The following is a 24856-nucleotide window of genomic DNA, read 5'->3' as shown; positions in this document are numbered from 1 at the left end:
AAAAAATTAACTTACGCTGATGAAGGGTAAGCAGCTCATCCAGCTGACGGAAAAAAGTGCCAATGGCTTCTTGTTCGGGGAGAGTGGGGAGGTGAATTTCTTGATTTTTAACTAAATCTGAGTTGAGATTCACCTGACTACCTGGTTGACCATACTTTTGCCAATTTGGTCTAAACATTTCCAACCACTGAAACATAAATTCCTGCTCAAACTTTGGATTTAAAAAAATTAAAAACCCATCATGAACACCTGTTTTTACGTAATTAACAACTGGTTTACCAACAGTTGCCGCTATACTTAATAATAAATGAGGTGTTTTTAAAACTCTAGTTTTCTCTTGCCCTACCCTTGAAATTCTTTGTTTTAAACTATAAATTCGTCCATCCTGCTCTGTCACATCTGAAATTCTAAGCCATCCTATTTCAGATGCTTCATCAAACCATTTTGGATCCTGTATCGGACGTGGACTCGATCCACGAACAATCTCCGCCACTTCCCCCAACTTCCGCTGTTCCCAGGCGTTAGTAAAAAAGAAGATTATTTCAAATATTTGAAAATAATCTATTCATTTTGCCTGATTTATTATATTTAGAAATAAAGAGTTCCATTCAGCAGAACATGAGCTAAGTTAAGCGGTTTTCGTTTCCTTGACAAAGTGGCTCATGAAATCTGCTATACATTATACCTTCTATGACTAACAAAGGTATATCTCACTCATATGACTTTTTCTCCTAATGATATGATAATTGCATAGGATATTCCTTTTTAGAAATATACAGTTAAAAGCATTACAGTACAAACAGATAGCTATTCCTTTTCAAAAAGTTCTTTAATTTTTTCTTTGTAAGTACTATTTGGAGAAGCAAGTTTTACAATTTTTTTAAAAAATTTTTGTAAGTCTTCATCTTGGATAATATAACGAACCTGACTATTGTGGTAAGCCACTATCAGTAAATCATCTGCTTCTTCATTTGACCACTCACTAATCTTGAACATTTTATTAATGATACGGTGAGTATTCGCAAAAGTATCGCTACTTTCTAGTTCGTTAATAAGATCAATTTTTTCTTGTTCAGACTCATCCTGCTTAATATCATGAAACGCTTCATTTTTACATGCATACATTTTATTAAAAATCTTTTCATTATAAACCGTTTTGTCAATAATAAGTTTTAAAAGTCGTTCTAATCCTTCATTCTCAGAATAGTCCGCAGGTTCAAAATAACTAATACGATTATCTCGCATCATCTTGTGAACTTTACTTTTATCATTCTTTTTAGAGTCGTAAACTCCTATAGAATAACCTCCATGGGAATTTACCAGTTTCATACAAGGAATATCTGTATCGCTATCACCAATATAAACCAGATTTCTAAAAGGGATTCTGATTTCCTCAGGCTTGAAGAATTCGTTAACACTCTGATCGTTTACATCAAGAACTCCCTTCGAAATCCTAAAAAGGAACTGTGTCTTATTGGTATAATTAACAACTTGAGCAGGCCAAACAGCGACTCCATCTTCGTCATAATAAAAAGAGGTCGCAAATATTTCTTTAAAGTTCGGAGCAATATCCGTCCCTTCAATCATTTCTTTTAAGCCAGAAGAAATAATGTAGTGTTCAACAATAATACCTTTTTCCTCACCGTATTGTTCAATTCTTTCAAACCAACCTTTTACACCTGGGAATAACTTAACTTTCGATCCATACTCAGCCAACTTTTCCTTTGTAAAAAGCATTTGACCTCTTGCTTTCTTTTTCATCGTGTACATATAAGCAAGGTTCTGATCCATGTCATTAGCACTAGCAAGGCCATTTGACTCTTCCCAAAATTCTGCGACTTCATCATCACCACTTTTTTGGACTTTTTGAATATAGCCTTGCGCCTGCATATCGTCTGGCGATAAAGTCTTATCAAAATCATAACAGAGAGCTATAACTGGTCTATCTTCCTTAATTTTACGTTCAAATGTTGTCTCTGCCATTTCCTACCCTCCTTTATTCACGCCATTACACTCTCAAAACCGTGCTTCAACACCCAATAATTTCAGTTGTTCTTGAATTGTTTTTTCAAGTTTTGCAATTTCTTTATTATCTTTTTCAAGTTCAGCCAAGACTTGATTAAGATCAATTGGCTCTTCCTCTTCAAAAGTGTCAACATAGCGCGGAATATTGAGATTATAATCATTCTCAATAATTTCATCAAGCATCGCTACATGCGCATACTTTTCAACATCTTTGCGGTTGCGATAGGTTTCTACGATTTTTTCAATATGCGTATCCCTAATGGTGTTTTGATTTTTTCCCTTTTCAAATTCCTTGCTGGCATCGATAAAAAGGACATCACTATTTGAACGGTTCTTTTTGAAAACTAAAATCGTGGTCGGGATACTGGTACCATAGAAAAGATTAGCTGGCAGACCAATCACTGCATCCAAATAATTTTTTTCAATTAAAGTCTTACGAATAGTCCCTTCAGCTGCTCCACGAAAAAGAACACCATGAGGGAGAACGATGGCCATTGTTCCTGTGGCATTTAAATGATAAATACTATGCAAAATAAACGCATAATCTGCCTTTGAAGCCGGTGCCAATTTCCCATATTCTTTAAAACGGGAATCTTTTAATTTATTCGGGTTATTATCCCATTTAGCGGAATAGGGAGGATTGGCTACAACCGCATCAAAGGAGCGCGGATGGTCAATGCCATCAGCATCAACACCATCAGGCCAATCAGATTCTAACGTATCTGCATTACTTAAGGTCATATTGTTATAAGAGACATTATGCATCATTAAATTCATGCGTGCCAAGTTATAGGTTGTTGTACTGAGTTCTTGCCCATAAAACTTCACAACACTAGCCTTATCATTTAATTCATTTCGAACTGTCAAAAGCAAAGAACCTGATCCCATTGTTGGATCATAAACCGCAAAGCTTTGGTTATCCATCTTAACATCGTTGGTAACCAATTTAGCTAAAATACGAGATACCTCGTGAGGCGTATAAAATTCGCCCCCTTTTTTCCCAGCAGATTGCGCAAACTTTCCAATTAACTCTTCATAAATCTCGCCTAGAATATCTTTACCAGACTCATCCTTATAATCAATGTCATCAACCAATTTCACAATATTATTAAGGGATTTGGCACGCGCATTGGTTGAATTTCCCAGACGTGAATCTCCGATGTTAATATCATTAAAAACGCCTTGAAAATCTTTTTGCGCTTCTTGATTGCGACTGGCATTTTTATTAAAGTGCTCAAAAAGCGTTTGATAGTCACTCGGGATAATTTTATTATGATGGATTTTATCCAAAAGAGATTCCCAAGTATCTTCTGGTGCGATGGCATAGCCAAGATCAGCTGAGATGGCTTCCAGATAGTCCTCCAAACCATCTTCTTCAACCGCTCTTTTATAAGCTTCATTGATTGATTCCCCATCTTCAACATCCAATAATTCATAGGTTTGCATATGATTTTCTTGATGTTCTGATAAATAGCGGTAAAACATGAAAGCCAAAATATAATTTTTATACTCTGAAGCATCCATATTGCCACGTAATTCATTAGCCATTGCCCAAAGCTTACTGCTGATTGTTTTCTGTGCTTCTGTTGACATAAATATCCTTTCTACAATTCATCGGTCTTATAAAGGGTATAGCCTTCATAGTAATAACTGTGATCAACCCCCTTCATATAAATCTCACGGCTGTCCACTTGATTAGTCAGCGCCTGCCGTAAAATATGCTTAATTTCAATATCTCGAATAGGGCTGCGCTCCATAGCAAGGAGATAATCTTCCTTATCCACCAAGGACCAGTCAATGACCTGACCAAGCTCACTTTTTAGCAAATGATCTAACCACAGACGCATACTGCGGCCATTCCCTTCACGAAAAGGGTGAGCAATATTCAGCTCTACGTACTTTTCGACAATCTCCTCAAAAGTTGACTGAGACATTTTGTCAATGTTGGTCAGCGCCTGTTCCAAATACACTAGAGGCGCAAAACGAAAATTGCCCTTGGCCAAATTCACCGTACGAACTTTCCCCGCAAAATCATAAATGTCTTCAAAAAGGAAGCTATGGATAAAAGCCAAAGTTTCATAAGTCCCTGCCTTTTTATGCTTTAGGAGACCTTGTTCAAAAAGCGCTTTCGCACGTTCTTTGCTGATTTTTTCCTCTGCCTGCGCCAATTCAGAAGAGGAAGTTAAACCTAATTTATTTTCCAATACCATCTAGCCACCTCCTAAACAAACATTTGCTGCAAGAGAGACTTCTTGAGAGACTGTAAATGCTCCAACTTACGCTGATGAAGGGTAAGCAGCTCATCCAGCTGACGGAAAAAAGTACCGATGGCTTCTTGTTCTTCCCTTTGAGGAAGGTAAATTTTAATCGCTTCAACATCGGATGCATTATATGATGGTAAAGCACCAACTTGTGTTAATTTCGTCAAATTTATAGTTTCAAAAATCGTCTTCCCAAAATCACAATCCCATAAACTTTTATCAAAAATATACGCCATCGTATTATTATCTAAAAGGAAAGGTAGACGCACTAGGCGCTTACGATTAAGCATGACCGCAGCACCAACTTTGGCAAAGAAAATCGCAGGAACATCATCTATTACATTCCACTTTTTCCGACGAATTTGCTCATCTGTCACATAGTTATTTGCTACCACAAGATTGTTCTCATTCCCCTTGGTATTCATATCAGAAACTTTAAAAAATGGAATACCTTCCATACCACCTTGTTCCTCATCAGGAAATCCTGTCCCTGATTTCGCAAAACCCACTTCCCCCAACTTCCGCTGTTCCCAAGCGTCAGTAAATTCTGGAAAACGAACCTCGGGAACAACCTCTCCATTTTTCGGAAACATTTTTTGAAGCAAAGATTGCTTCAAATTTTTGACATCATCTAACTTACGCTGATGAAGGGTAAGCAGCTCATCCAGCTGACGGAAAAAAGTGCCGATGGCTTCTTGTTCAGGGAGAGTGGGGAGAGTGATTGGCATTTTGGACATCTGCTTACCACTTACTTCCACAAAAGTTGAGCCGGCTCCTTGAATTTCTCCGTATTTTTTCAACTCACTTGTTCTTGAAAAAATAAAATAAGAATTAAGCTCTCCAATATGAGGAACAATGGACTGAAAACCTTGGTTGGTAGCACCTTTTCTTGCCAGAATTGCTGTATTTCCAATACCAGCACGTGATGTAAATAATACAGTACCTACTGGTAATATTTTTGCCGAGCTTTTTTGAATTCCTAATTCCGTAATCTTCTTTTGACTACCCTTAAGAAAAATTTGATTCCCAATTTCAGCAGGAGAATACCAATCAATATCTCCATCCCAATAATTCTGTATTGAGGTACTAGGAGTTCCTCCTCCAACAATTTCCGCCACTTCCCCCAACTTCCGCTGTTCCCAATCATCCGTGAATCCCGGAAATCTTAGTTTCGGTGTTTTTGTCATTCAAACAACCCCCAAATTTTAACCATTTTAATCATCATTTGCTCTTTTTCTCCTTGATTTCTATCGTCTTTTAATTATAGCATACTGACGCTGGTTTTCAGTAAGCATCCTTTATTCTTCTCTGACTAAGGTATCAGCCAATTCATAGATAGCTGCCCGCAATTCATTACGGTATTTAACTTTCGACAAGGATTTAATCGTTGCATCTTGTGCCATGATGTGATAAGTCTTGACGGCCTCTTTTTGCCAATTGCTGAGGAGATTGGTATCATTGAGGTCTTGTTTTCCATAAGTATGCTGAGCTAACATTTCTTTAAAGACAGCATTGTTCACAATATCAGTCAATCCCCACTTATAACGAAAGTCTAAAATCACTTGATCAATGGTAACAGCATTCGCTTCTTCAATAACAGCTCTGCTATCATCTAAATCATAAGGATACTTGAGCTTACTGTTTTTATCTGGATAAAGACCTTGGACAATAGCTGATGCCGCACTTTTGATTTGTTTAGCATGTAAGCGATCATCCAAACCATCTGCAAATTGAACAATTTTCTCTTGTATGTCTTTTGCTTCTTCCATTTTCTTATCATGCACTTGACGAAGGAGAGTGGCGATCAGTTCAGTGAGATAATCGTAGTTGACACGAACATCCTTGATGTGGCTCATGCGCAGATCCAGCTGATAAACCGGGATTTCTTTAGCTGCTGCTAACTTCGCTTTTAGTTGATTAGCCAGGACAGTTGTCAGCATGACTTCCTCTTCCGAGCTAATTCCTAGTTTTTCCAAGACCTTATCTGGCTCTGAATAATCAAATCCCTCACCGTTTTCTGGCTGATACTGCTTAAGCTTGGCCATACCGGCATTATAAGATTTCAGCAATCCATACATCTCCTCACACTTCTTCTCAGAAGCCGGAATTTCATTGAAATCTTCTGTCATTTCGCGCAGCTCTTCAATAACTTCTTTGACCTCTGCTAAGGTTGAGCTGAAGTCTTTAGCTGTAATCCCATCTTCTTGATTGCGTCTCTTGCGTTCTTCATCGCTCAGATCAGCAGACTTTTCATCGGCATAAATGGCTAAAGCTTCATTCATCAGTCGTTCATTTTGTGCTGGCCAACGATAATTGACAATACGTCCAAAAGGTTTAGCATCCATATCAGCAACACGATTGGTCCGTGAATAAGCTTGGATCAAACTAGCGTTTTTTAGTGTACGGTCAACATAGAGAGTATTCAACTCTGGTGCATTGAATCCTGTCAAGAGCTGATCCACCACAATGACCAGATCAAGGTATTTACCATCATCTGCTGTCTTTTTCAAGCGATCCACCACGTCATCTGTATACTCTGAGACATCGCTCATCCCAAAGCTTGTTCCAAATTCATCATTGTAAGCCATCATAGCGCGGTGAAGCCCTTTGTTGCTCTCCAAACTATGATCGCTATGATTGGTACTGTCTGCAAAAGTAACAGCTACTTTCAAACAGTCATCTGTTCGACCTTGCTCTTTAAGTTCCTGATTTTTCTTCTGGAAAGCATCAAAATACATCATTGCCATTGGTGTGCTGGCCTTTCCACCACCGACATGCGTCGTAAAGAGAGCATTATACTTGCCGTCGTTGGATCGATTTTTCCAATTTTTAAAGACATCCTCTACCACCAATTGAATATGGTCTTGATTTTCATCGTAAAAACTCGGCTGTACAGCATCATCCATATCCTCTGGAGTCAGATTGGCAATTTTTTCCTTGATTTTTTCGTTAGACCAGTCAGGATGTTGCGCATGATAGAATTCTGGAAGGTACTTTTCTTTCATAGATTCTTGGTCAATCGTTGTCTCAAAATCAACCTTAAACCCTAAAACGTTTTGGTCACGAATGGCGTCACGAATGGTATAAGAATGCAGGCATGGCCCAAATACATCCTCCGTATAAGTCCCTTTTGCTGTATCTTCGACCATTGGTGTCCCTGTATAGCCAACCCAAGCTGCTCTTTTAAAAGCATTTTGGATGGCCGAGAAACTATTGCCATTTGTAGAGCGATGGGCTTCATCGACAATGAAGACAATATTTTTATCAGGTGATTTGAAAGAGCGGCGTTTCACTAAAGTATCCATTTTTTGGATAGAGGTGACAATAATGCTGCTTGACTTATCTTTCAGACGACGTCCTAAAACCCTTGTATTTTTAGTGTCTTGAACGCTGCCAAGAGCTGATTCGCCTTCAATGTTATCCTCTATATGCTCTGGATCATAAGCCCGATATTCATCGCGCGTTTGATTGGTTAAATTCACACGATCAACCAGAAAGACAACTTTATCTACATTAGGCAAGCGCGAAGCCAGCCAAGCCGTTTTAAAACTAGTAATGGTTTTTCCTGAACCTGTCGTATGCCAAATATAGCCTAGTTTATTCGTCCCAAGCTCAAAATCAGTACGCTTCAAAGCCTCAATCACCTTACGGGTAGCCTCGACTTGATAAGGACGCATGACCTTGAGCGTTTCTTTTGTCTTTGTCCCATCCAAAATCATAAAGGATGTCGCCATTTGATGTGCCATAGGAATTGAAAGAAAACGCCGGGCAAACTCCTTCCATTGTCTAACAGTGCGATAGCGGCTAACTCCTCTGTCATCCTCTTCTTTGACTTGCCAGTTAAAGGCAAAGTCTTTATTGAAGCGCTCAGAAGGCGTGTTTGCCATGTATTTCACATTATTAGGTGTAATCCCCACTAAAATTTGCAGAGTAGAAAAAATATCGCCGTACTGCTTTTCATCCATGTACTCTTTCATCTGATTAAGAGCCGCATTTACATCAATTGTGTCTTTCTTTTCTTCAATTTGAACAATAGGAAGTCCATTAATCAGAAGGGTCGTATCAAAACGACGGTCTATTTTACCCGTAACAATAGCGGGACGCTTAATTTGATTAACAACTTGATAAACCGTATCATCGGCATCAATAGCATCCTGTTTGAAAACGGTCAGATAGACATGCTTCCCATCATCCAAATCAATCTCAATTTGCGCTGTCCCATTCATCCCATAAAGAAATTGACCCGCTTGATAAGGCGTATGGAGATCAGAAATAACCTTTTTCACTTGTGCAAATTCCGTCACAGTCATCGGACGATAACCCAATTCTGACTGATTATGCTGTTCCAGAATCTCCTTAAAATTCTGCCACAAAGCATCTGTTGTACGAATATCAGGGCGGTAAGTCCACTTTTTTTGACTAGGTAAAAAGTCAATTAAGTCTTCTTCAACCTCATTATTTTCCACAACACGTCCAGTTGACAAATATTCAATCAATTTCGTTTCAAAAACAAGCTCTTTCATATCTTACTCCTATCTGTTTATTTCTATAATATATTTAACTTCATTTTTATCGTTTATCATACCTTATCACTTACGCTGATGAAGGGTAAGCAGCTCATCCAGCTGACGGAAAAAAGTACCGATGGCTTCTTGTTCGGGGAGGGTGGGATTTGAAAATACTACTTTTTCCAAATCAGAATTACGAATATGAACTACTGATTTTCCTTGTGCCCTCTTAACTAGTTCTTTCTGTGGTTTACCATTTGAGATAGTCAAGGCTAAAAATTCAGAACGAAGCTGTTTCTTAGGATATACGATATTTAAGTCCCCACCTAGAATAATACCAGTCTTTCTAATAGCTGAAGCCCTAGCAATATCTTCAGGTGATTCTCCTGAGGCAGGTACAATGACTTCATTACCTTTACTTATTACAGAATTTGGTTGTTCATTAACAAATGTATCTACATCAGTTATCACTGTTTCATAATTTGTATAGAGTCTACCATATAAAACTATTGAAGAACCTTTTTCTATAAGGTCATTCTTTGAATAACCTTTGCCTTTGGTGAAATCTGCCACTTCCCCCAACTTCCGCTGTTCCCAGGCGTTAGTAAAATCGGAGAATCTTAATTTGGATACTCTTGTCACCTACTAACTCCTTCAGCTTTCATTGATTTTATTATGCCCAAAAGAAAAACCGCCAACGAAGTTGACGGCTAAGAATTTAGGAAGACGGCTGGTCGGCGTACCCAGCATCTCAGATACCTTCTCAGGTGCGGCAGGAACCTTTTCTGCCCTCGGCTTCCATTTCTACTATCATTCTACTATTCTTTGAATGACCTGTCAACTTTTTTCAATCGTCCACTATATAAACGCTGCTTCACTTTATACTCACTAACAGTATACATGGTTGGAATATAATAACAATTGTTTTTCTTATCAACCTTTAAGGCTAATAAAACATTAGAATCATACCTTTTAATCAGCTCCATACTTTCATTTTTTTCCTTTGGATTAATGCCTACATAATCTGGAGTTGAAATGATTTCAGCAATCTTATTAAAATAAATCAGAGCATCTCCATGTTTTTGTTTTACCAAATGTTTTTTCAACCCTCCTTCAAATATTGCGACATCTGAGATAAAGCTGTCTAGGTCAACTAGTTTTTTGAGATAAGGTGAAATCTCTCCAATAATTCTATACTCCATCTGTAATCCTTGTTAACGTCTCCATCATTACTAAATGTTCTTGATTTAACCTTTTCATTTTTAGAGTTTCCAGGCGAAGCTGATTAAGGTAAAGAGACCCAATCAACTCCTGTTTTTCAAAATTTGGAAGCACTGGCAATACAATATCTTTTAAAACACTTATCGTTACTTTTCGAACCATACTACCTTGTAACTTAAGCTCAATTTGTTTTTTCACTTTTGTATTTTCATTCAAAAGATAAAGTAAATATTTTTTTGAGACATCCTTATGAGGCTCAATTTTAACAAAATTTTGAGTAAATAAATATCCAGCATGTTTTTTTGAAACAAGGGCACCTTGTCCTGAAATCATACTATAAATTAAATCTCCTTCTGACAACAACTGAACATCATCAAACGTACGAATTAGCTTATCATTAATTTTTCGATCTGTATTACCATGTAGGTCTGACTCCAAGTGCTCCTGAGAATAGAAACGATGACTTGGTGCCGATTTCTCTAATGATTTTTTGATTCTTGTTTGAGGATTGCCTGCTTGAAAAGTTGTATGTTCTTTCATTATGTAATTTCCTCGTTTTCACTAGTTTATTTGATTATAATATAAGATAAAAGAAAAAGCAAGCCAAAATAGCTTGCTTTTTTGTAAAAATAAAATAATTACATTTTAATCAAATCGTTTATTTTTCGAACAAGGTCCTCTCAGAACTAAAACTACTTATACCTTAATATTTCTAGTCTTCAATTCAATCAACCAACCAAGAAACCAGCCAAGAACTAAAAGATAATTTTCCAATGCACCAACGCCATTAATAAAAGACTGATGAACGATAAAACGCACTAAATGATTGGTTCCAATGCAAGTTCCTCCCACAATCAATGCTAAAAGTACAGCCTGCAAATAGAACCAATCGTACTTGATATTAACCGCCAGTAAAATAATGATCATAGCTATATTCCAGAAAGCAATTTCCCTTTGCCAACCGTAAGCTACTCCATAACTCGAATGCCTTCCCATATAATCAGGAAAGAATAATTGTAGCAATGTTGCTCCAGTCATTGCCACAATGACTAGAACAAACATTATCTTTAAAAATTTATTCACTTGTGTCTCCTCCTTTATACATGAACTTCAATGCTTTTTTAATTTCTTCACTCTTTTCTGCCGAAATAATCGACAGTCCACTCTGTTCTAAATAAAAGGCTATATAATCAATTTTCTTAGCTAGAGTGGTAAAAGGATCTTCTGCAATAATGGGATCTAACCAGACATCAACCAAGATTAAGAAGACACTGGCCGTCTCAAAAGGATAAGGACAGTTAAATTCTCCCTGTTGATTCCCCTGCTCAATCATCCATTCCACATAAGGAGTCAGGTGATTCACTGTATTTCTCAAAGTTCTTAACAAACCAAACGGCACCTTCTCAGCCCAGTTAATTGTCGTAAGCTTTTGAAGAGACTGGTTCGTAATCAAATTATCAACTAAATTAATCAACCGTTTCTTGGCTGACTGGTAGGTTTGACTTGCCAATAGTTCCAGCTGTTGGTTGAGCTCGTTCATTTCATCCATCATTAGCTGTCGCAAGATTTCTTTCTTACTTTTAAAATGATGATAAACCGCACCTTTTGACAGAGCCGTTACATCAACAATATCAGACATTTTTGTTTTCTGATAGCCTTTTTCAGCAAATAAGGACAAAGCCGCTTGCTTTATCTTCCTTTGTGTTTGAAATGATTTTTCTTCTTGTTTCATTTACATAAGCCTCACGAAAACAGACCTTTAGTCTTTTTTTGATTATAACAGACACTTATAAAATTATCAATAAGAAAAAGCCAGTTCAAAACTGACTTTTAAACTATTCTTTCAACTTGGCCAGTTCCTGTGCCAAGAGTTTAAGAGCAACCTGCGGATTGGCCTGACCTTTAGTTGCTTTCATGAGAAAACCAGTGAATGCCTTGTCAGCGTTGCGTTTCCCGGCCTTGAAATCAGCAACCGCAGCTTCATTATCAGCAAAAACCTGATGAATAATAGGAAGCAGAACTGCTGGATCTGAAATTTGGACCAGCCCTGCTTTTTCAACATAATCACGCGCACCACCGCCGTTTTTAGCCAGATGCACAAAGACCTTTTTGGCAATCTTGGACGAGATTGTTCCGTCTTCAATGATGGCAATCATTTCGACCAGATTTTCTGGTGTTAGCTCAATTTGCTCAATGGTTTTGCCTTCGCTATTTAGGAATTGAGCGACTTCACCCTGCAGCCAGTTAGAAACCTGCTTGGCACCGCCTCCCAAAGCGACAGCCCTTTCAAAGAAATCGGAAAGTTCCTTACTGGCTGTTAACTGGCCAGCATCATAGGATGACAAACCAAGCTCAGCCACATAGCGAGCGCGTCGTTCTTTTGGAAACTCCGGCAAGCTTGTACGGACTTCTTCAATCCACTTGTCTGACACCTCAAAGAGTGGCAGATCCGGCTCTGGGAAGTAACGATAATCCGCCGAACCTTCCTTGACCCGCATGAGAATGGTTCCTTTATTGGCTTCATCATAGCGACGTGTTTCCTGACGAATCTGTCCACCAGAACGCAGAAGCTTGGTTTGTCGTTCGATCTCAAATTCTAAGCCCTTACGCACATTATTGAAAGAGTTAAGGTTTTTCAGCTCGGTCTTGACACCAAATGCCTCTTGACCGTAAGGGCGAAGCGAGATGTTGGCATCAACCCGCATGGAGCCTTCTTCCATTTTAACATCCGAGATACCTGTGTATTGAATAACCTCTTTGAGAGCAGTCAAGTAAGCATAAGCTTCTTCTGGGCTGCGCATATCAGCTTCCGATACAATTTCAATCAGAGGAACCCCTTGACGGTTGAGGTCAACATAAGAGTAACCATCTGTTCCATGAGTATTTTTCCCAGCATCTTCTTCCAAATGAGCACGTTCAATACCAATTTTTTTGGTTGAACCATCTTCTAGTTCGATTTCAATCCAACCATCATGACCGATAGGTTCATCAAATTGTGAAATCTGATAGGCTTTAGGGTTGTCAGGATAGAAATAATTCTTACGGTCAAAGTGGGTGTGTTGATTAATAGACATATTAAGCGCCAGAGCAGCTTTAATTCCCGCATCAATAACACCCTTATTCATCACAGGTAAGACGCCAGGGAAGGACCAGTCAATAACATTAGTATTGGTATTTGGTTCTTTTCCAAAATGAGCCGATGATGGAGAGAAGATTTTGGAATTGGTGTTCAGCTCAACATGGACTTCCAGTCCGATAATTGTTTCAAAGTTCATTAGGCGTCACCTCCAAAAATCACAGGTTGTTGCTTATGATAATCTGTTGTGGCTTCAAAAGCAGCTGCCGCTTGATAAATAACTTCCTCGCCATATTTTGGACCAATCAGCTGCAAGCCAACCGGTAAACCTTGAACAAAGCCTGCCGGAATCGAAATCCCCGGTAGACCAGCCAAATTGACTGGAATAGTCAACAGGTCAGCTAAATACATGGCAACAGGATCATGATTAAGAGTATCAAGATCAAAAGCGACATTTGGCGTCGTAGGACCCAAAATTAAATCGTAATCCGCAAAAATATTGGCAAAATCCTGAATAATCAGGGTACGAACCTGACCTGCCTTCTTGAAATAAGCATCGTAGTAGCCTGATGATAGACTGAAGGTCCCCAGCATGATACGGCGCTTAACCTCATCACCAAAACCTTGACTACGAGTTTTAACATAGATTTCCTCAAGACTATTGGCATCTTCTGCTCGGAAACCGTAACGGATCCCATCAAAACGCTGCAGATTGGAAGAAGCTTCCGATGAGGCGATGATATAATAAACAGCTACACCATATTTACTGTGTGGAAGACTGACTTCTTCAACAGTCGCACCCAGTTTTTCAAACTGCTTGGCAGCTTTTAAAATAATTTCCTTAACTTCTGGATCAATTCCTTCCCCAAGGTATTCCTTTGGCAAGGCGATCTTCATCCCTTTAATCTCTTGACCAATCTTACTAGCAAAATCAGCTATCTGAACAGGTGCAGAAGTTGAATCTCTATGGTCTGCTCCAGCAATAACATTGAGCAGCTGGGCATTTTCCTCAACTGTCAAAGAGAAGGGACCAATCTGATCCAAGGATGACCCAAAAGCAATCAAACCAAAACGCGATACTGTTCCGTAAGTTGGTTTGAGGCCAACAACACCATTAAAAGAAGCGGGTTGACGGATAGACCCCCCTGTATCTGATCCCAAAGACAAACGAGTTTGTCCTGACGCAACGGCTGTCGCCGAGCCGCCTGATGAACCACCAGGAACTTTGGTTTGATCCCAAGCGTTCTTACTTGTTTTAAAGTATGAATTTTCAGTTGATCCTCCCATAGCAAACTCGTCCATATTGGTTTTACCGATGACAATCATATCTTTAGCATAGAGTTTTTCAACTGCCGTCGCATCAAAGATAGGCTCATAATTGTTGAGCATCTTAGAGGCCGCTGTTGTCAAAATTCCCTTGGTAGAAATATTGTCTTTAACAGCTAAAGGAATCCCTGCCATGACATTATCGGGATCAATACCTTTATCATCAAGCGCTTTAGCCTGTGTCAGCGCAGCTTCTCCTGCGATAGTTATAAAAGAAGAAACACTTCCTTCACGGTTCTTGATATCTTCAAGTGTCGCCTCAGTCAGATCAAGCGCTGAGATTTCCTTAGAGACAAGAAGCTGGTGTAATTCTGTGATTGATTTATCATTAAAAGACATTAAGCATCTCCTCCATCATCCAAGATTGCTGGAACTTTAATATAGTAATTTTCAGATTGAGGGACGTTTTTGAAGAGGTCATCGCGGTTATCACCAGCTGCTGCCACATCTTCACGTATGACCGTCTTGTGGTCTGCCATAGTTGTGGTAACTGGCACACCGGTTGTATCTACTTCATTTAAAAGTTCTACCATATCAACAATTTTGGTCAAGGTAGCAGCAAATCCGGTCCTTTCTTGATCTGAGAACGATAATTTCGATAAGTGAGCCACATGGTTTACTTCTTCTTCAGAAATTTTCATAATTTCTCCTTTTCCTATCAGTTATCAAACTTAAAAATTATTTTTAATGATTAGTTCATCATTACTTGCAAAAATTTCAAACAGTCTTTAAGATTATACCACAAAATCCGCTTTACGAGTACTCTTATAAGATACTAAATAAATTCAATAAAGAGCTGGAGCTGATGATCTCTCTATCATTAAAAGACGATGAAGTTCTTTCATTCACCGTCTTTGGTTTTATTCTATAATTTTAGCACCCAAGACATTTTTAAAATGATTGAGAGCGAATTGATGATTTTCCGGTGACAGAGAAGCAATGGCTGAGCTTACAATTTCAATATCATATCCTAAATTGTAAGCATCAATAGCTGTGTGGAGGACACAAATATCGGATAGCACACCTGTTAAAACAACTGTTGTAACTCGACGTTCCCGCAAGCGAATATCCAAATCTGTTCCGGAAAAAGCTGAATAGTGGCGTTTATCTATCCAGAAAACACGGCTGTCAGATTTGATAGCCTCATAAACCGGTGCTAGTTGACCATAGAGATCACGACCACTGCTTCCCTTGATGTTATGAGGCGGAAAAAGCCTGGTCTCAGGATGAAACCGATCTCCTTCGTCATGACCATCAATGGTAAAAAAGATATAATCTCCATTATCATAGGCCTCTTGAGTTACCTGAGCAATCTTAGCAGCGATAGCCTGAGCTGCTGCGCCAGCTGTTAGTTTTCCATCATCAGCCACAAAATCATAGGTGTAATCAATTGAAATCAATGCTTTAGTCATTACAATAGCTCCTTGCTGTTATTATCCTCATTATACAAAATTTCTTAAAAACTGCAAGATTGCAGGCATTCAACTCTGCCTTGATAACTTGAATAAAAAATCCTCCTCTAGTTACTAGAACTCAGAAGAGGAAGGAGAGGCACCTTAACTATAAGCGAAGATTTAATAATAGGGTAGCGGCGCCCCCATTAACCATACTTAGAGCATGGTCAAATTGTAGAGCTTGTAAAATATTATTATCTCTACATTTGCTATACTAACATTTTTAACCCTAACTTGCTAATTATTTCTGTCATTGACATCAAAAAGTAATAAACAGGTCATCTATTCAAATTCTTTAATTTTGTCAAAAATGCCTTCGTTAATCACCTTGAGGTAGGTTCCCTTCATACCAAGAGAGCGACTTTCAATAATACCAGCACTTTCTAGTTTTCGAAGGGCATTGACAATAACTGAGCGGGTAATCCCTATACGATCCGCAATCACCGAAGCTGTCAGACGGCCTTCCACCCCATCTAGCTCATTGAGAATAGCGGCCACAGCCTTCATTTCGGAGTAGGAAAGGGTATTGATAGCCATATTCACAGCTGTTTGCTTACGGATAGTTTCTTCCAGATTTTCAGTCTGCAGATTAAGCAACTGGAGGCCAACTACGGTTGCTGCGATTTCAACCAAAATAAGGTCGTCATCGGTAAATTCATCATCATTACGCCAGATAATCAAAGAACCCAAACGCATACCACCGCCATAAATAGGGGCAAGAGTCGTTAGGCCATTTGGATAGACATCTCTTGATTCTACTGGAAAAATGGTCAATTCACTGCTAACTGGGATGTTTGACTCTGTATCATAAATTCGACTAATTCCACGTAGGTAGTCATCTGGAAATTGTTTGGCATCAAAAATCTCTTCGACACGGTCATTATTGGTCTTATACTTAATAGCATAGCCCAAAAGGCTACCACTACCATTAACAATACAGGCATTGCAGTCGATGATATCAGCTAACTGCAAGGCCATAATATTGTAGGGCAATTCTTCTTGCAAACTATCAACTGAACGCTGCAAAATGGAAGTGATCTTTCTTGTTTTCTCTAATAAACTTACCATTTTCTTGCTTCCTTCTTTTATTCATTATTCAGTTTATTATATCAAAGTAAGAAGGGAATTGCAAAAATTATCTGAATATTCCTTATTGTTCTAAAATTATAAACAACTCTGTCCAATTTTATAAGAACGTTCGGATTTTATAAAATAGGAAGGCTGGATAAAAAGTCCAGCCTTCCTATTAAAAGTAATAAATTAATTTAATTAACGGCGATACTGGGCTAAAACACGAGTGATTTTTTCCTGAACATCAGCCAATTCCTCAACTCTTGGTAGGTAAACAATTCGGAAGTGATCTGGCTTATGCCAGTTAAACCCTTTCCCTGGAACCAACATAACTTTTTCTTGCTTAAGGAGTTGCAAAACAAACTCTTCATCGTCATCAATCTTATACATATTTTGATCAATTTTAGGGAAGATATAGAGACCAGCTTTTGGTTTAACAGCTAATAAACCTGGGATATCATTGATAGCTTTCGTGATAAATTCCCTCTGCTCATAAATACGACCTCCAGGAACTAAAAGTTCATCGCCTGATTGATAACCTCCCAGAGAGGTTTGAACAACATGCTGGGACAAGACATTAGAACACAGGCGCATATTGGAAAGCATGTTAAGACCTTCAATATAGCCCTTAACGTTTTTTTTAGGCCCCGATAGGACCATCCATCCCACACGGAAACCACAGATGCGATGCGACTTAGACAGGCCATTCATGGAAACACAGAATACATCTGGCGCAAGACTAGCAATAGCGGTATGATGAGCTCCATCCATAACAAGACGGTCATAAATTTCATCCGCAAAAATAATCAAGTCATTCTGACGGGCAATTTCAACAATCTCTTCTAAAATATCCTTAGGGTAGAGAGCTCCTGTTGGATTATTAGGATTAATGATAACGATAGCTTTGGTGTTGGAACTGATTTTGGACTTAATATCATCAATATCCGGATACCAATCTGCCTGTTCATCACAGATATAATGCACCGCCTTGCCACCAGCTAAACTGGTACAGGCAGTCCACAAGGGATAGTCAGGCATGGGGATCAAGACCTCATCTCCTTCATCAAGAAGGGCCTGAAGCGACATCGAAATCATCTCCGAGACACCGTTCCCGATATAAATGTCATTAACATCCACATCAGGAAAACCCTTAACCTGACAATACTGCATGATAGCCTTACGGGCAGAGAAAATTCCTTTGGAATCAGAATAACCCTCACTGTTGCGAACATTGGTTATCAAATCTCGGACAACCTCATCTGGTGCTGTAAAACCAAATTCTGCAGGATTCCCTGTGTTAAGACGAAGAATTTTTTCACCATTAGCCATCATGCGATTGGCTTCATCAAGGACCGGCCCTCTAATATCATAAGCAACATGCTCCAACTTGGATGACTTATCAAATTGTTTCATACTATTAACCTCTGTTGGTTTATATTATAGCTTAAATTATCTAGAAATTAAAACAAATTTTTATAAGTCTCCTAAAAAATGATGGAAAAAATTGGGAATCGCTTTCATAAATTATGAAAAAGAGTTATAATAACTAATAGGAAGAAATTCAAGGAGGACTAGATATGATTCAAGCTTATAAACATGTAATGGTTGCTGTTGATGGTTCAAAACAGGCTGAGTTAGCCTTTAAAAAAGGCGTTGCTGTTGCCAAAAGAAATAATGCGAAGTTGATTCTGGCTCATGTTATTGATACACGCGCCATCCAAAATGTCGCAGCAGTTGATACTTTCACTTATGAAAATCTTGAAAAGGAAGCTAACACCTTACTTGATAACTATATTCAAATGGCTAAAGAAGCAGGTGTTAAAGAAGTCCGTAAAGTCATAGAATTTGGTAATCCTAAACGGCTACTGGCAGTTGAGATTCCTCAAAGTGAGAACATTGATTTGATTCTGCTTGGCGCTACCGGTCTGAACAATTTTGAACGCCTCTTGATTGGTTCTTCTTCTGAATATATCATGCGTCATGCTAAGGTTGATATCTTAGTCGTCCGTGATGAACAAAAAACATTGTAGTTGATTAAATAAATGCCTAATACTTACTTATGACCAATACCCTTAAGTTGGACTTGGCATCCAACTTAAGGGTATTTTTATAAAAATTTATCTTTTGTTAGCAATGATAACATGGTCAAATAATTCTAAAAGTAAAACTATCTGTATAAGTAATATCAATATATTATTACTAAGGAGAAAATAAATGACACAAGCATTTGAACACAAGAGAATTGTCATTATTGGAGCTAGTGATGGCTTAGGAAATAGCCTGTGTTAAAGCTCTTTTGAGCGAAAAGACTGATTTGTTCTACTTAGAAAATTAGATCATTACCCAGAAAGCTCTCCAGTAAACTTCCATTTGAAACTATTGATATTACTAATCAGCTATCAAGAGAAGATGTTATTTCTACTTATCCGTTCTTGGTCAGATTCTATTGATTTTGTTATCATGCCACAGACGTAGATATCTGAAAGTCTTTGTTAATCATTCGAAAAAAAATATAAAAATGATTTTAGATATTAATCTTCTGGGTACAATTCTTGTGACTAAAAACTTTTATCACTAATGAATGGGCAAAATGGTGTAACGATCGTTCATTCCGATAGTTTTGCTGATGGTCACTAGCTTTCCCCTATTATAGTGTTGATCTGGCTTCTAGAATGGGAATTTTTTCATTCATTGAAACCATGAATAGAGAACTAGAACAAGAAGAAAATCGTTAGACTAACTTATTTTGGTCCTAATGCTTCAGATACCGCTTTTGAAACTCCCTACCATCTTGTTTAGGAGATAAGAATTGAGATTCCCATAGTCGAAGAAATTTTTCAAGCCTTATTAAACGATTTTAAAAAGTAAAGAGTAGTAATCCTAATGGGACAGGGGCAACAATTATATCAAAATTAATTTATTATCAAACAAACTAATTAATAGCCTAGTCCTTGAAATATGGTTGATTAAAAAAATATTCTGGATAATTTAATTACTTTTATGACTGAAAAAAGGTTGGGCAAAGGTTCCCAACCTCTAATATTTTATCATTTACTTGCAAGGCACAGTGGCTGGATAGCAGATCTTATCCCTTGTAAAACAAGTAATAGCGACCAACCTAGCCAATTATGCGGAGGTGGGACAAAATCAAATTTCTTTGAAATTACTGATTTGTCCCACTTTTATCTTATTTCTGATTTATCACTCTGAGTGCTACGGCTGAGGGCTTTTTGTAATTGACGGTCGACCTCACGTTTAATAGCTGGTTCTGGCGCAAATCTTTCTTCCCAATCATCGGGTTTCAATATTTTATGTGTCACCGGATCAAAATGAGCCTTACCATCAGGGAAGATTTTACCCATATTAGCACTGTGGACAATGTTAAAGATGCTGCCAGGATCAACTCCCATTAATACGAATGAACCATAGGTTAAATAGAGTAAATCTACCAAAGCATCTACTTGCCCAATCAGAGGACTTTCTGGATGTTCTTTGGACTGAACCTTAGCGGCAGCTTTATCGATAGCCTGATGCAGTTTTTGAACTGCTTCTTCAAATTCTTGATCATTTTGACTACCTGCATAGATAAATTCAACGATTTCTTCAAGCTTGAAGTCAGCGCGATGACCTGCTTCTTCTAGTCCATAAACACGAGGAGTATTATTGGTTTCTTCATCCATCAAGCGATGGAAGTCACGCACTTTGTTGAAATTTTCATCGGATGATAGAAAATCATTTTCACTATCTAGGTGAATGAGCCCATAGTGGGACAAGGCCTTAGCAATGCCATCTTGATTGTTAGAATCAGTGATATAAGAAGCACTTTGTTTGACGACTTCTGTGGCATTCCCCATGGCCACACCAATCCCTGAGCCAACCATCATTTCAATATCATTTTCCGAATCCCCAAAGGTCATTACTTCTGATAGATCAAAGCCAAGCTGATTGCCTAAGCGTTCAATCCCCTTGATTTTTGATTGTCCTTGCGAAATGAGATCTGCCGAGTAGGGGCTAGACCGGGTAATTTTGATGTGAGGAAATTTTTCTTGAATTTTGCCTGTTTCACCTTCTGTTGCAACCATAACTACTTGGTAGACTGGTTCCCTCATGATGGTTGTTAAAGTTTCAAAATTCTGCGGTTTAATTCGACGAATAATATTTTTAAAGCTTCGCTCAACCATCCTGGTTAGTTTTTTAGGTACAATGCGACTGATAGTCTGACCAAAACGGCTGGTCCCCATATTGATGATATTAGATCCCAAGAGACCAACAGAGGTCCCCAAAGAAACCTCACGGCGGCGATCTGAAGCATACTTAATGAGACGATAGACAGTTGATTTAGGAAGCTGGTTCTGATAAATAACTCGATCACGGGTAAAAATGTATTGACCATTGTAAGTTACAGCAAAATCTAGGCCTAAATTTTCCATAAAAGGGCTGACAAAAGCTGGTCCGCGCCCTGTTGCTACACCAACCAAAATACCCTGTTTTTTCAGTGCATTGATTGCTTTTTGGGTCGAATGGGAAACATTTTTACGATCGTTTAAAAGTGTGCCATCGATATCAAAAAAAACTGCTTTAATCGCCAAATCAGAATCTCCTTTCAGGTGAATTATGTTAAAATAAATTATAACACAATTTGGAAAGAATAATACTTAAGATGAAAAAAATCCTCGTACTTCATACAGGTGGAACGATTTCAATGCAGGCTGATGATCAAGGCAAGCTCAATTCCAGCTCTGACAATCCCATGAAACATGTCGGTTTGAATTTAGCCGATATTGATTTGACCGTTATCGATTTTTTCAATATTCCCAGTCCTCACATGACTCCCTACCACATGCTAGCACTATATCATAAAATTAAGGAAACTGCTGGTCAATTTGACGGTGTGGTCATCACTCATGGAACGGATACTCTTGAAGAAACAGCCTACTTTCTCGATACTATGGCTGTCCCAGATATTCCCATTGTCCTGACTGGTGCTATGCGCTCTTCTAATGAACTGGCAAGCGATGGGATCTATAACTATCTATCTGCCCTGCGTGTCGCTAGTCATGATAAAGCAGCAGGTAAGGGGGTCTTAGTCGTGATGAATGATGAAATTCATGCCGCCAAGTATGTCACCAAAACTCACACTACTAATGTTGCTACCCTCAGTACGCCAACCCATGGCCCATTAGGAATCCTCACCAAACAAGAGATTCTCTTTTTCAAAACGGCGGAACCCCGTGTTCGCTTTGATCTTCAGAGCATCACCGGAACTGTTCCTATCATTAAAGCCTACGCTGGAATGGGAGTGGGAGATGGAATCCTCAGCCTGCTGGATCCACAAAAAATTGACGGAATTGTCATCGAGGCTCTCGGGGCAGGCAACCTTCCACCGGAAGCTGCCGAGGAAATCAAAACACTCTTGTCACAAGATATTCCTGTCGTCTTGGTTTCGCGTTGTTTCAATGGAATCGCCGAACCTGTCTACGCCTATTCTGGAGGCGGTGTCAAGTTAGCAGAATCTGGAGTCATGTTTATAAAAGAACTCAACAGTCAAAAAGCTCGACTTAAACTGCTCATCGCACTCAATGCAGAATTAAAAGAGGCAGAATTAAAAGACTATATCGAAGGATAACTATAAAAAAGACTGGGACAAAAGGGCACTGGCCCCATAAAATGCGACACAATAAAAACACTCCTTGAAATCTAGTAAACCAGAAACAGGAGTGTTTTGTTATGGTCAAAAAAGCATACTCGTTAGAAACTAAGTTAGTCTGCATCGAAATGAAAAAAACAGGCAAATCCAATAAGGTCATCAAGGAGACTTTGGGAATTAAGAATGACAGTCAAATCTATACTTGGATGAGATGGTATGAGAACGAAGAACTACACCGTTTCCATCAACACCTGTGGGGAAACGGTATACCTACGGTAAAGGGATGGAACAGTTATCTGAAGTGGAACAGTTACGTTTGCAGGCAGAACTCTAAAAAGTACCGGAGCTTGGTAAGGCCACCGACAAGGTAAGTCTTATCAAGCTGGTGGAAGAATATAAGGTCTTCTATCGCAATCATTCTGAACTGTTTTCGGCGTCAAACGCTCCACTTTCTACCGTTGGAAAGCTGAAAGAGAGAAGTCTGAGAAAAGAGACGAAATTGTCAAGAAAATTGAGCTACTCTGTATGGATAATTCGTTTATCTATAGCTATCGCACTGTCACCCGATTGCTCAAGAAGAGTCATGGACTCGTCGTCAATCAGAAGAAGGTCTATCGTATCATGGAAGAGAATGGATAGCTCTGTCGGACGCGCCCTAAAAAGCGCCAAATCTAGGGGAACCTTGCTATGTGACGGAGAACAGGCTAGACCGTGATTTTAAGCGGACAAGCCGATGGAGAAACTTGTCACAGATATTATCTACCTCTACTTTTGGAACTGTAAGCTCTACTTATCCTCTATCATGGACCTCTACAATCGTGAAATTGTGGCTTATACCATCTCAGATTGTCAGGATACAAACGTCGTTCTGGACACGCTCAATCAATTGGAATTACCTCAAGGAGCAATCTTGCACAGTAATCAGGAATCGGTTTACACCTCAAAGGCTTACTATCAGGCATGCACAAAAAAGGCATCACCCGCTCCATGTCCCGAAAGGGAACCTCAGCGGATAATGCCTTTATCGAATGGTTTCATTCTATACTAAAATCTGAAATCTTCTATCTCCATACTGGAGAAACCTAACCAAGGATAGTATAACAGATGTTGTTAAAAATTACATCATATTTTATAATGAAATGAGAATTCAACAGAGATTAATGTCCTGTCTCCTGTAGATTACAGAAAACTGGTCGCATAAAAAGTGTTTTTCTTCTGTCCCATATGAGGGGGCAGTGCCCTTTTGTCCCCGCTTTTTTAACTAGTCATAAATAAGATAAGCCATTCAAACTTTTAGGAGTTCTCATCGTCTTGTCCATCTCGATCATGCTCAGTAGAATCAGAAGATTTGCCATCATCGCTGAAAGATTGGAAAAAGGTAAAAACATCCCCTCTCCTACCTTCCATTTCTCCATGAAACAGTTCTTGGGCAGTGGCATTAAGAACAGCTCCCATGATCAAAATTCGAGCCAGCAAGACGAACCAGAACATAATGATAAAGATGATGATGGAACCAAAGACCTTAATATCCACTAGATTGTTGAAAGTATGGGTCACATATTCACCCACCAAACCGGTCATAAAGATGATAACAACACCGCTTAGGGTTGTTCCCGGCAAGGTATAGCGGATTTTCCTAATACGAACGTTAGGCAGTATAAAATATAAGGTCATCAAACCTAGTAAAACTACTGCCATCATCAAAGGGCGGTTGAGATGAAGCAGGAGCTGAACAATTCCTGATGGCAGGTCATAATGCTGACGCAGAGCCTGATATACCCCATCAGATAGAGTGGAGAGCAAGAGGGCAAAAGTCAAGAGAAATAGGATGAAAAAACTAGCAACTATCCCAATCATATGCCCGATAACAAAATCTCTGTGTTGACTAACCCCATAAGCCTTATTAAAAGCTTTCTGCAGGGAAGTTAGGCTTCGGGACATGGTCCAAAAGCCGGCGACAGTCGCCACTCCTAAGACACTATTAGAAGGTGTGGCAAAAAGATTACGGATAATTTCCGCTACAGAGCTATAGATTTCACGTGGTAAATTCGCTCGTAAAAAAGATAAAAAATCCGTCAAATCAATATTAAAATAAGGAAAAATATTAGCAGCAATAACAATCAAAGGAAAGATTGTCAAGAGCATGTAATAGGCGACAGCGATACTGGATAAATCTATCTCAGCGCTGCGATAATGCTTGAGATAGACTTGCAGAGGTGGATAGTTTAGCTTATCCACCAGTCTATCCAAGAATTTTTTCTTCATTT

21 protein-coding genes and 2 pseudogenes are annotated in these 24856 nt (G+C 38.8%); 4 read left to right on the top strand and 19 right to left on the bottom strand.

Translation table 11 applies throughout. The annotated features are described in order from the left end of the window. Positions 1-7: 7 nt before the first annotated feature. The 7 genes and pseudogenes from ACFOSE_RS05180 to ACFOSE_RS05150 all read right to left on the bottom strand — a co-directional run. A pseudogene (locus ACFOSE_RS05180) lies at positions 8-565 on the bottom strand (restriction endonuclease subunit S); the annotation flags it as partial. A 242-nt stretch (positions 566-807) separates the two neighbouring features. Further along, entirely contained in the window at positions 808-1983 is a 1176-nt protein-coding gene (locus ACFOSE_RS05175) for an HAD family hydrolase (RefSeq protein ID WP_380431307.1), read from the bottom strand. A 33-nt stretch (positions 1984-2016) separates the two neighbouring features. Continuing rightward, the gene (locus ACFOSE_RS05170) at positions 2017-3618 is read right to left on the bottom strand and encodes a type I restriction-modification system subunit M (RefSeq protein ID WP_380431305.1); all 1602 of its coding nucleotides are present in this window, start codon (positions 3616-3618) and stop codon (positions 2017-2019) included. Positions 3619-3629: 11 nt separating this feature from the next. Then, positions 3630-4235, bottom strand: a complete 606-nt coding sequence (gene fic, locus ACFOSE_RS05165; protein ID WP_380431303.1) for a protein adenylyltransferase Fic — start codon at positions 4233-4235, stop codon at positions 3630-3632. Between the two features lie 11 nt (positions 4236-4246). Continuing rightward, positions 4247-5473: a restriction endonuclease subunit S gene (locus ACFOSE_RS05160; protein WP_380431301.1), complete on the bottom strand. Its 1227-nt coding sequence runs from the start codon at positions 5471-5473 to the stop codon at positions 4247-4249. 111 nt (positions 5474-5584) lie between these two features. Then, positions 5585-8809, bottom strand: coding sequence for a type I restriction endonuclease subunit R (locus ACFOSE_RS05155; RefSeq protein ID WP_380431299.1), 3225 nt, complete (start codon positions 8807-8809; stop codon positions 5585-5587). A gap of 66 nt (positions 8810-8875) precedes the next feature. After that, on the bottom strand, positions 8876-9436 hold the full coding sequence (locus tag ACFOSE_RS05150; protein ID WP_380431297.1) for a restriction endonuclease subunit S: 561 nt from the start codon (positions 9434-9436) through the stop codon (positions 8876-8878). Between the two features lie 22 nt (positions 9437-9458). Here ACFOSE_RS05150 and ACFOSE_RS05145 point away from each other — a divergent pair, with 22 nt between their 5' ends. After that, positions 9459-9623 (top strand): hypothetical protein, encoded by a 165-nt coding sequence (locus tag ACFOSE_RS05145; RefSeq protein WP_380431296.1) that lies wholly within the window; start codon positions 9459-9461, stop codon positions 9621-9623. Here the strand turns inward: ACFOSE_RS05145 and ACFOSE_RS05140 are convergent. From ACFOSE_RS05140 to ACFOSE_RS05095, 10 genes are all read right to left on the bottom strand, one after another. Beyond that, positions 9613-9996: a PBECR3 domain-containing polyvalent protein gene (locus ACFOSE_RS05140; RefSeq protein ID WP_380431295.1), complete on the bottom strand. Its 384-nt coding sequence runs from the start codon at positions 9994-9996 to the stop codon at positions 9613-9615. The two genes, ACFOSE_RS05145 and ACFOSE_RS05140, sit on opposite strands and share 11 nt — an antisense overlap. Next, complete coding sequence (locus ACFOSE_RS05135; RefSeq protein WP_380431294.1) at positions 9986-10555, bottom strand: restriction endonuclease subunit S; 570 nt, start codon at positions 10553-10555, stop codon at positions 9986-9988. The genes ACFOSE_RS05140 and ACFOSE_RS05135 overlap by 11 nt, the downstream gene beginning before the upstream one ends. A 156-nt stretch (positions 10556-10711) precedes the next feature. Further along, positions 10712-11098 (bottom strand): hypothetical protein, encoded by a 387-nt coding sequence (locus ACFOSE_RS05130; protein WP_380431293.1) that lies wholly within the window; start codon positions 11096-11098, stop codon positions 10712-10714. Then, complete coding sequence (locus tag ACFOSE_RS05125) at positions 11091-11747, bottom strand: TetR/AcrR family transcriptional regulator (protein ID WP_380431291.1); 657 nt, start codon at positions 11745-11747, stop codon at positions 11091-11093. The genes ACFOSE_RS05130 and ACFOSE_RS05125 overlap by 8 nt, the downstream gene beginning before the upstream one ends. Positions 11748-11850: 103 nt before the next feature. Further along, the gene (gatB, locus tag ACFOSE_RS05120) at positions 11851-13290 is read right to left on the bottom strand and encodes an Asp-tRNA(Asn)/Glu-tRNA(Gln) amidotransferase subunit GatB (protein ID WP_380431290.1); all 1440 of its coding nucleotides are present in this window, start codon (positions 13288-13290) and stop codon (positions 11851-11853) included. Next, positions 13290-14756 (bottom strand): Asp-tRNA(Asn)/Glu-tRNA(Gln) amidotransferase subunit GatA, encoded by a 1467-nt coding sequence (gatA, locus tag ACFOSE_RS05115; RefSeq protein WP_380431289.1) that lies wholly within the window; start codon positions 14754-14756, stop codon positions 13290-13292. The genes gatB and gatA overlap by 1 nt, the downstream gene beginning before the upstream one ends. Continuing rightward, on the bottom strand, positions 14756-15058 hold the full coding sequence (gatC, locus tag ACFOSE_RS05110) for an Asp-tRNA(Asn)/Glu-tRNA(Gln) amidotransferase subunit GatC (RefSeq protein WP_380431288.1): 303 nt from the start codon (positions 15056-15058) through the stop codon (positions 14756-14758). Before gatC ends, gatA begins: the two co-directional genes overlap by 1 nt. 219 nt (positions 15059-15277) lie before the next feature. Next, on the bottom strand, positions 15278-15829 hold the full coding sequence (locus ACFOSE_RS05105; RefSeq protein WP_380431287.1) for a cysteine hydrolase family protein: 552 nt from the start codon (positions 15827-15829) through the stop codon (positions 15278-15280). Between the two features lie 324 nt (positions 15830-16153). Further along, on the bottom strand, positions 16154-16939 hold the full coding sequence (gene codY, locus ACFOSE_RS05100) for a GTP-sensing pleiotropic transcriptional regulator CodY (RefSeq protein WP_380431285.1): 786 nt from the start codon (positions 16937-16939) through the stop codon (positions 16154-16156). A gap of 201 nt (positions 16940-17140) precedes the next feature. After that, on the bottom strand, positions 17141-18355 hold the full coding sequence (locus ACFOSE_RS05095; RefSeq protein ID WP_380431284.1) for a pyridoxal phosphate-dependent aminotransferase: 1215 nt from the start codon (positions 18353-18355) through the stop codon (positions 17141-17143). A 167-nt stretch (positions 18356-18522) separates the two neighbouring features. Between ACFOSE_RS05095 and ACFOSE_RS05090 the strand changes: the two genes are divergently transcribed. Continuing rightward, positions 18523-18972, top strand: coding sequence for a universal stress protein (locus tag ACFOSE_RS05090; RefSeq protein WP_380431321.1), 450 nt, complete (start codon positions 18523-18525; stop codon positions 18970-18972). A 1152-nt stretch (positions 18973-20124) separates the two neighbouring features. Here the strand turns inward: ACFOSE_RS05090 and ACFOSE_RS05085 are convergent. Further along, positions 20125-21531, bottom strand: coding sequence for a Cof-type HAD-IIB family hydrolase (locus ACFOSE_RS05085; RefSeq protein ID WP_380431282.1), 1407 nt, complete (start codon positions 21529-21531; stop codon positions 20125-20127). A gap of 71 nt (positions 21532-21602) precedes the next feature. Here ACFOSE_RS05085 and ACFOSE_RS05080 point away from each other — a divergent pair, with 71 nt between their 5' ends. Together ACFOSE_RS05080 and ACFOSE_RS05075 are read left to right on the top strand one after the other, a co-directional pair. Further along, entirely contained in the window at positions 21603-22568 is a 966-nt protein-coding gene (locus ACFOSE_RS05080) for an asparaginase (RefSeq protein WP_380431281.1), read from the top strand. A 101-nt stretch (positions 22569-22669) separates the two neighbouring features. After that, positions 22670-23790: pseudogene (locus ACFOSE_RS05075) on the top strand (IS3 family transposase). 92 nt (positions 23791-23882) lie between these two features. Here the strand turns inward: ACFOSE_RS05075 and ACFOSE_RS05070 are convergent. Beyond that, entirely contained in the window at positions 23883-24854 is a 972-nt protein-coding gene (locus tag ACFOSE_RS05070) for a YihY/virulence factor BrkB family protein (RefSeq protein WP_380431280.1), read from the bottom strand. Positions 24855-24856: the final 2 nt, after the last annotated feature.

Origin of the sequence: Streptococcus dentapri (genome assembly GCF_042649885.1) — a bacterium.
Taxonomy (GTDB): Bacteria; Bacillota; Bacilli; order Lactobacillales; family Streptococcaceae; genus Streptococcus; species Streptococcus dentapri.
This window is presented reverse-complemented; position numbering and strand designations above follow the sequence as displayed.

Coding starts and splice junctions, on each gene's coding strand:
- ACFOSE_RS05155 (WP_380431299.1), bottom strand. CDS start 8,809: ATGAAAGAGCTTGTTTTTGAAACGAAATTGATTGAATATTTGTCAACT.
- ACFOSE_RS05080 (WP_380431281.1), top strand. CDS start 21,603: ATGAAAAAAATCCTCGTACTTCATACAGGTGGAACGATTTCAATGCAG.
- ACFOSE_RS05140 (WP_380431295.1), bottom strand. CDS start 9,996: ATGGAGTATAGAATTATTGGAGAGATTTCACCTTATCTCAAAAAACTA.
- ACFOSE_RS05175 (WP_380431307.1), bottom strand. CDS start 1,983: ATGGCAGAGACAACATTTGAACGTAAAATTAAGGAAGATAGACCAGTT.
- ACFOSE_RS05160 (WP_380431301.1), bottom strand. CDS start 5,473: ATGACAAAAACACCGAAACTAAGATTTCCGGGATTCACGGATGATTGG.
- ACFOSE_RS05125 (WP_380431291.1), bottom strand. CDS start 11,747: ATGAAACAAGAAGAAAAATCATTTCAAACACAAAGGAAGATAAAGCAA.
- ACFOSE_RS05095 (WP_380431284.1), bottom strand. CDS start 18,355: ATGAAACAATTTGATAAGTCATCCAAGTTGGAGCATGTTGCTTATGAT.
- ACFOSE_RS05135 (WP_380431294.1), bottom strand. CDS start 10,555: ATGAAAGAACATACAACTTTTCAAGCAGGCAATCCTCAAACAAGAATC.
- ACFOSE_RS05170 (WP_380431305.1), bottom strand. CDS start 3,618: ATGTCAACAGAAGCACAGAAAACAATCAGCAGTAAGCTTTGGGCAATG.
- gatC (WP_380431288.1), bottom strand. CDS start 15,058: ATGAAAATTTCTGAAGAAGAAGTAAACCATGTGGCTCACTTATCGAAA.
- ACFOSE_RS05105 (WP_380431287.1), bottom strand. CDS start 15,829: ATGACTAAAGCATTGATTTCAATTGATTACACCTATGATTTTGTGGCT.
- ACFOSE_RS05070 (WP_380431280.1), bottom strand. CDS start 24,854: ATGAAGAAAAAATTCTTGGATAGACTGGTGGATAAGCTAAACTATCCA.
- fic (WP_380431303.1), bottom strand. CDS start 4,235: ATGGTATTGGAAAATAAATTAGGTTTAACTTCCTCTTCTGAATTGGCG.
- codY (WP_380431285.1), bottom strand. CDS start 16,939: ATGGTAAGTTTATTAGAGAAAACAAGAAAGATCACTTCCATTTTGCAG.
- gatB (WP_380431290.1), bottom strand. CDS start 13,290: ATGAACTTTGAAACAATTATCGGACTGGAAGTCCATGTTGAGCTGAAC.
- gatA (WP_380431289.1), bottom strand. CDS start 14,756: ATGTCTTTTAATGATAAATCAATCACAGAATTACACCAGCTTCTTGTC.